The organism is Phenylobacterium sp. (assembly GCF_030698145.1).
Lineage (GTDB): Bacteria > Pseudomonadota > Alphaproteobacteria > Caulobacterales > Caulobacteraceae > Phenylobacterium.
In genome coordinates this window covers 1-6536 of sequence record NZ_JAUYNW010000104.1, presented here as the reverse complement: position 1 = coordinate 6536, position 6536 = coordinate 1, and the positions used below count along the sequence as shown (strand labels likewise).

11 protein-coding genes and 1 tRNA gene are annotated in these 6536 nt (G+C 68.5%); 8 read left to right on the top strand and 4 right to left on the bottom strand.

The genetic code is table 11. The features are described 5' to 3' along the window. Positions 1-396: MFS transporter (locus Q8Q77_RS16040; protein ID WP_305584645.1), on the top strand; the 396-nt coding region annotated here is incomplete at its 5' end. A 4-nt stretch (positions 397-400) separates the two neighbouring features. Then, positions 401-1108 (top strand): DUF599 domain-containing protein, encoded by a 708-nt coding sequence (locus Q8Q77_RS16035; RefSeq protein WP_305584644.1) that lies wholly within the window; start codon positions 401-403, stop codon positions 1106-1108. Here Q8Q77_RS16035 and Q8Q77_RS16030 read toward each other — a convergent pair. The 4 genes from Q8Q77_RS16030 to msrA are packed head-to-tail and all read right to left on the bottom strand — an operon-like array spanning position 1105 to position 2769. Continuing rightward, entirely contained in the window at positions 1105-1443 is a 339-nt protein-coding gene (locus Q8Q77_RS16030; protein WP_305584643.1) for an MmcQ/YjbR family DNA-binding protein, read from the bottom strand. The genes Q8Q77_RS16035 and Q8Q77_RS16030 overlap by 4 nt on opposite strands. Beyond that, positions 1440-1775, bottom strand: coding sequence for an MmcQ/YjbR family DNA-binding protein (locus Q8Q77_RS16025; RefSeq protein ID WP_305584642.1), 336 nt, complete (start codon positions 1773-1775; stop codon positions 1440-1442). Before Q8Q77_RS16025 ends, Q8Q77_RS16030 begins: the two co-directional genes overlap by 4 nt. Further along, the gene (locus Q8Q77_RS16020; protein WP_305584640.1) at positions 1772-2119 is read right to left on the bottom strand and encodes an MmcQ/YjbR family DNA-binding protein; all 348 of its coding nucleotides are present in this window, start codon (positions 2117-2119) and stop codon (positions 1772-1774) included. The genes Q8Q77_RS16025 and Q8Q77_RS16020 overlap by 4 nt, the downstream gene beginning before the upstream one ends. Beyond that, positions 2116-2769, bottom strand: coding sequence for a peptide-methionine (S)-S-oxide reductase MsrA (gene msrA, locus Q8Q77_RS16015; protein ID WP_305584638.1), 654 nt, complete (start codon positions 2767-2769; stop codon positions 2116-2118). Before msrA ends, Q8Q77_RS16020 begins: the two co-directional genes overlap by 4 nt. A 130-nt stretch (positions 2770-2899) precedes the next feature. Between msrA and Q8Q77_RS16010 the strand changes: the two genes are divergently transcribed. From Q8Q77_RS16010 to Q8Q77_RS15990, 6 genes are all read left to right on the top strand, one after another. Beyond that, on the top strand, positions 2900-3823 hold the full coding sequence (locus Q8Q77_RS16010; RefSeq protein WP_305584637.1) for a lipopolysaccharide assembly protein LapB: 924 nt from the start codon (positions 2900-2902) through the stop codon (positions 3821-3823). After that, complete coding sequence (locus Q8Q77_RS16005) at positions 3790-4719, top strand: hypothetical protein (RefSeq protein WP_305584636.1); 930 nt, start codon at positions 3790-3792, stop codon at positions 4717-4719. The genes Q8Q77_RS16010 and Q8Q77_RS16005 overlap by 34 nt, the downstream gene beginning before the upstream one ends. 72 nt (positions 4720-4791) lie before the next feature. Next, positions 4792-4881 (top strand) — tRNA-Ser (locus Q8Q77_RS16000). A 54-nt stretch (positions 4882-4935) separates the two neighbouring features. Next, positions 4936-5163 (top strand): DUF6538 domain-containing protein, encoded by a 228-nt coding sequence (locus tag Q8Q77_RS20765; protein ID WP_371130467.1) that lies wholly within the window; start codon positions 4936-4938, stop codon positions 5161-5163. Positions 5164-5290: 127 nt separating this feature from the next. After that, positions 5291-5641 (top strand): HNH endonuclease signature motif containing protein, encoded by a 351-nt coding sequence (locus Q8Q77_RS15995; RefSeq protein WP_305584634.1) that lies wholly within the window; start codon positions 5291-5293, stop codon positions 5639-5641. A gap of 181 nt (positions 5642-5822) precedes the next feature. Further along, positions 5823-6536: YwqG family protein (locus Q8Q77_RS15990; RefSeq protein ID WP_305584633.1), on the top strand; the 714-nt coding region annotated here is incomplete at its 3' end.

The window sequence follows — 6536 nt, the reverse complement described above, 5'->3', positions numbered from 1 at the left end:
AAGGTGGGCCGCAACCGCACCATCGCCTTCGCCTTCGCCGGCGGCATGATCGTCACCTATCCGGTGATGTCGGCCATAGCCCGCGCGGAGGCGCCGCTGGCGGCCTTCGGCCTGATGACCTTCCTGCTGGTGATCCTGTCGGGCTACACCTCGGTCAGCGCCGTCGTGAAGGCCGAGCTGTTCCCCGCCCATGTGCGGGCCCTGGGCGTGGCCCTGCCCTACGCCATGGGCAACGCCATCTTCGGCGGCACCGCGGAGTACGCCGCCCTCTGGTTCAAGAAGGAGGGCATGGAGAGCGGCTATTACATCTATGTCTCGGCGATCATGGCCGTGGCCTTCCTGGTGGCGCTGCGCCTGCGCAACACCAACCGCGAGAGCCTGATCACCGAGGACTGAGCCGATGAAGTTCCTGGACGCCCTCGACCCGCTGGACATCGTCGCCCTGGTCGCCTTCGCCGTCGCCTGGCTGGCCTATGAGCCGCTGCTGAAGGCCTTCGCGCGGGGCAAGGGCCTGATCAACACCGACATGACCGTCATCCGGGCGGCCTGGATGCGCAACATGGCGTCGCGCGAGAACAAGTTCATGGACGGCCAAATCCTGGGCCACACCCTGAACTCCGCCTCCTTCTTCGCCTCCTCGAACCTGATCCTGATCGCCGCGGCCGCGGGGGCCTTGTTCGGCGGCGAACGGACTTTCGAGAGCGCGTCCAACCTGATGGTGTTGAAGACCTCCTCGCGCCTGCTGTTCGAGGCCCAGGTGGCCCTGGTGGTGCTGACGCTCGCGCGCGGCCTGCTCGATTTCATCTGGTCGATCCGCCAGATGAACTACTGCCTGGCGGTGATCGGGGCAGCGCCCGAGACGGACGACGCGCCCTCGACGCTGCCCTATGGCGAGGCCGCCGCGCGGGTGCTGAACCCGGCGCTGTCGTCGTTCAATCGCGGGGTGCGCGGCTACTATTTCGCCCTGGCCGCCGTCGGCTGGCTGTTCGGGCCGCTGACCTTCATGCTGCTGACCTTCCTGGCCGTGGCCCTGCTGGTCACCCGCCAGCGCCGCTCGCCCGCCGCCCGCGCCCTGGCCGAGGTGCGGCGCCTGCTCGAGAAGTCCTAGAGGCCGAGTTCGGCCCGCTGGGCGCGGGTCAGTTTCGCGGCGACGAGGGCGTGCGCCGTGGCTAGCCAGCCGACCACCTCGCTGTCGTCGAGGCCTTCCAGGTCGTCGAACGCCACCCACTTCGCCCGCGCCAGATAGGGCGCGGGGCGGGCCTGGCCCGTCTCGACGAGCACCTCATAGGCGAGGTCGGTGACCTTCAGCGAGATCGCTCCTCCGAGGCCGGCGATGGCGAAGATCCTGCCGCCCACCTTGTAGACCCGCGCCCCGCCCCACTGGACGACCTTGGTCGCCCCGCGCAGGGCGAGGGCGGCGGTCTCGAACCCATCCGACGTCACGCCAGTCCCAGCTCGGCGCGGGCCTTCCGGGTCAGCTTGGCGGCGATCAGGCCGTGCGCCGTGGCCAGCCACGAGGTGAGATCGGCCTCGGGAACGGATGCGATGTCGACGGCGGTCCACTGGCCCTTGGCGCAGTACGGGGCCTGGCGGCCGATCCCGCTCTCGGTCAGGGCCATGAAGCCGATCTCGGTAACCTTGAACGACACCGAGACATCGCCGGAAATGGCGAAGACCTTGCCGCCCACCTTGAAGACGTCGGACTCGCCCCACTGGATCACCTTGGTCACCGCGGGCAGGCCCATGGCGAAGGCCTCGACCTCGGCGCGGGTCACGCGGGCAGGCCCAGCTCGACGCGCGCCTTGCGCGTGAGCTTGGCGGCGACCAGGGCGTGGGCGGTCTTCAGCCAGTCCGCCACCTCGGCGTCGTCCAGGAATGCGAGGTCGTCGAACATCACCCACTTGGCGCGCGCCATGTAGGGCGCGGGTACGGCGCGGCCGGATTCGGTGAGCGCCTCGAAGGCGATGTCGCTCACCTTCAACGACACCTTCGAGCAGGCGCCGTCCGTGCCGGCGAACATCTTGCCGCCAATCTTGTAGATGCGGTCGGAGCCCCACTGGATATCCATGGTCGCGCCGGGCAGGGCCATGGCGGCGGCGTCGAAGGCCTTGGGGCTCACACCTGGACGCCGACGCCGATCGGGCAAGTCACGCCGGTGCCGCCCACGCCGCAATAGCCGGCCGGGTTCTTGGCCAAGTACTGCTGGTGGTAGTCCTCGGCGAAGAAGAACTCCGGGGCGGCGGCGATCTCGGTGGTGATCGGGCCATAGCCGCGATCGGCCAGGGCCTGCTGATAGGCGCCGAGCGACGCCGCCGCGGCCGAAGCCTGGGCGTCGTCATAGGGATAGATCCCGGACCGGTACTGGGTGCCGATGTCGTTGCCCTGGCGCATGCCCTGGGTCGGGTCGTGGCCCTCCCAGAACACCTTCAGCAGGTCCTCATAGGTCACCACGCGCGGGTCGTAGACCACCAACACCGCCTCGGTGTGGCCGGTGCGGCCCGAACAGACTTCCTCGTAGGTCGGGTTGAGCGTGACGCCGTTCACATAGCCCACGGCGGTCACATGGACGCCCGGGACCTGCCAGAACTTGCGCTCGACGCCCCAGAAGCAGCCCATGGCGAACTGCGCCAGCTCCAGCCCCTCGGGATAGGGACCCTTGAGCGGGCGGCCGCTGACGAAGTGGGTCTCGGCGGTCTGCAGCGGGCTCTGGCGGCCCGGCAGGGCGGTCGCGGCGGTGGGCAGGTCGAGGGGCTTCTTGCCGAAGAACATGATAATGGCGCCTGTTGCCGATCGGGTATCCCAACATAGGGACAGTCGAACCCGATTGCACTCGTCGGCGTCGGCTGACGCGCTTCGGATTTCGTGGCAATCTCGCCGAAAGTCCCAGGGAGGACGTGACATGACCCGGTTCCAAAAGGCCTTGTTCGTGAGCGTGGCGTTCAGTCTGGCCTTGGGCGGTGCGGCCTTCGCGGCCGGCGGCGGCGGAGGCGGCGGAGGCGGCATGGACATGCCCTCGGCCTCGGGCCCGACCTACGATCCGGCCGAAGAGTACGCTAAGGGCGTCGCGGCGCTGAACGCCAAGAGCTGGAAGGACGCCGAGAAGGCCTTCAAGCGGGTGGTGGACGCCGCCCCTAAGAGCGTTGAGGCCTGGCGCCTGCTGGGCGTCTCCAACCTGGCGCAGAACGACCTGAAGGGCGCCAAGCGCGCCTATGAGAAGGCCGTGAAGCTGGGACCCGACGACATCTCCGCCCGCCAGGGCCTAGGCATTTCGCTCGGCGGCCTCAAGGACGCCAAGGCCCAGGAGCAGCTCGATTGGTTGAAGGCCAAGTCCGACGCCTGCGCCGGAACCTGCGGCGACGCCGCCGCGCTCAAGGCGGCCCTCACCGCCGTCGAGGGCGCCATCGCCACGCCCAGCGCGGCGCTGCAGAAGCCCCTGCTGTTCGCCGCCGGCCAGACCGGCGACCGGGCCTATCTGCAGGCGGTCGGGCTGATCAACGAAAAGCGCTACGACGAGGCGCTCGCCTCCCTCGACCGAGCGCGCGACGCCTTCGGTCCCCACCCCGACGTGCTCACCTATCAGGGCTACGCCTGGCGCAAGAAGGGCGCCTTCGACCAAGCCGAGGCCTACTACCGGCAGGCGCTGGCCGTCGCCCCCGACCATCGTGGCGCCACGGAATACTACGGCGAACTGAAGGTGGAGCGCGGCGACATGGCGGGCGCCAGGATCATGCTGGCCCGGCTGGACCGGTCCTGCGCCTATGGGTGCGCCGAGGCCGAGGAGCTGCGCCGTTGGATCGACGCCGGCGGCGAACCCGCGCGCTAGGCGGCCTCGCCGCCGCACTGATCGCGGCGGGCGCGGTTCCGGCGGCGGATGTCCCACTGGCGGCCATGCGCTGGCTGTCCCTGGGCGCCGAGCCTGTCGCCCTGCTGACCCTTGAGCCCGCCGAGTGCCTGGCCATGCCCGTCGATCCGGGGCTCACCCGCTCGGTGGAGATCGGCCGCGCGGCCTTTCGAACTCCGCTGCTGCTGGGCGGCCAGGCGGCGCGCGCCGGGATCAGTTGCGAGAGCTGCCACCGCGCCGGGCGGGCCAATCCCGCCTTCCGCTTTCCCGGCGTCTCCGGGCCCCCGGGCACGGCCGACGTGACCTCGTCGCTGTTCTCCTCCCATCGTGGCAACGGCGTGGACGATCCCAGGCCGATCCCCGACCTCTCCGGGCCGCGGGCGGGGCTGAAGGTGGCGCCGGGAGATGTCGCCCCCTTCGTCCGTGGCCTGATCGTCGAGGAGTTCGACGGCCCTGAGCCCTCGCCCGCGGTGCTCCAGGGTCTGGCCGACTATGTGCGGGCGCTGGGACCGCAGGCCTGCCCGACGACGTCGGCCCGCGCGATCACCGTCCAGGCCCTGATGAGCGACGCTCGCCGCGCGATCGCCGCGGCCCAGAGCGTCGAAGACCCGAGGACCGCCGCCTTCCTGGTCACCGCCGCCCGCGCCCGGCTCTTCCTGCTGGACGAGCGCTACGCGCGCCTGCGCCCCGAACGCGCCGCCCTGCGCCGCGCCGACCGCGACCTGGCCCACATCGCCCAGGCCCTGCGTGAGGGCCGGCCGGAGGCCCGCGCGCAGCTAGCCCGCTGGCAGGCGCGAACTCCCGTCCTGGAGGCCCGCCTGCGCCGCGCCGAGCGCGGTTCGCTGTTGGATTCCAAAACCCTGGCCGCCGTGCTGTAACGCCGCTTGCCCGCGTGGCCGTCATGAGTATATTGCGCGCCTTCCGCTGGGGGCCAAGGCCACCCTCGGTGTGGTGAGGTGGCGGAGTGGTCGATCGCGCACGCTTGGAAAGCGTGTTTACGGGAAACCGTAACGAGGGTTCGAATCCCTCTCTCACCGCCACTGCGTTACAAACCCTTGATCCACAAGGGATCGCAGCAAAATCAGTCACTTAAAATGTCGAAGCGCCCTGCGGCTGTACCACACGCTACGGAGCCCGACATGCCGACTGGCCTTATCCGCCGCGAGGGCGGACGGTACTCAACCCGCCGCCGGATACCCTTGGCATTGGTCCCTTCTTATGGGGGCAAGTCCGAGATTGTGCGGGCTCTAGGAACGAGTGATCCGGCAGAGGCCAAGCGCCGTCATGCCCTCATGTGGGTATCCGAGCCATCTGCCGAGTAACCCCGCAGGGCTTGAAGCTGGCGAGTTCATCGAAGTTGGAAGTCCGCACACCCCGCGCCTGCGCCGCGAGTGGGAACTCGCCGAGGGGAGGCCTTGGCCTAGGACGAAGGATGGGCGCGCCTACCACGTGTCGCACATCAAAGCGGTCGCCGATGGCGGCACAAACACGCTGGATAATATTGAGCCCATGGATCCCGACGAGCACATTGCTAAGCATCGCCGCGATGGAGATCAGCGGCGCTTTGCCATGAGGGCTGGCATTGCACCAGCGTTTGGCGGAAGGGTCGAGCCTCCGGCTCACGCACCACGACCGACCCGCGGCTCGACGGTGAGAGGTCTCGGGCTCTTGGGCCTGATCCCCAACGTCACAGGCATCCTCAGCGGTAGGATTCGGACCGACACTCCGGTGCACTTCTGGAATGATTTGCTGGGCTATTCGAGCGAGGACGATCTGCCACCAAAGGACCTCATCGCGTAGGAAGCCTCTGCCCGTCGTCGGTGTGATGCTAGAGCGGCCCCACCTGGAGCATCTGAATTGCAGGAGTCGGCCACGAGCGGGCGGCGCGTGGCAAGCTTGCCGCTTGGCCGAAGAGTAGGCTGTTGATCAAAGTTCCCTTTTCGTTCTATCCATAGGCGCCGCGCGACCGAAAGGACATGGCGTGAAGTTCTTTTGGAAGCTCTTTCGACACCGACGGCAGGCAACCGTGGATGAGAAGGTCTCGCCCGTTGTGGCAGAGTCCATCGCCACGCTGAAGGCCCAGGCGCGGCCTTGCCTTCGGCTGGTTGCCGGTGGCGATGGTCGGTCGCGACTTGGCGGTGTGCCGGACATGGCGGGCGCGTGGCCCCGATACGAAGGGCGTCCACTGTGTTGCGTCGCGCAACTGGATCTGCCGGACGTGCGAGCCGGTGGAGGACCGGAATGGCTACCGAGCCTGGGCCGCCTGCTGTTCTTCTATGAGCTCGAACACGGCTCGTGGGGCCTCGACGCGAAGGACGCCGGAAGCGCGGTCGTGATCCACGAGACAGGGTCGCCGATCGCCACGACAGAGCCGGACGACCTTCCATACGAGGCCAAGTTTCCAGCCTACCCCCTCGCGTTCGTGCAAGGGGCCTCCTATCCGACTGAAGAGCGATTGGCGATCGACTGGAGCCGTCTCAACACGGCCTCGACCGAAGCCTTGGAGGAGGCGCTGGCGGACCTGGCGCCGAGCGCACCAATGCACCAAGTCGGTGGCTATCCGTGCCCGGTTCAGAGCGACAGCATGGAGGCGGAGTGCCAAGACATCGCTAGGCGCCTGGGCCAACGGGGCGGCGACCTGGCAGATTGGCGTCTGCTGCTGCAGCTCGACACGGATGATGAAGCGGGCATGATG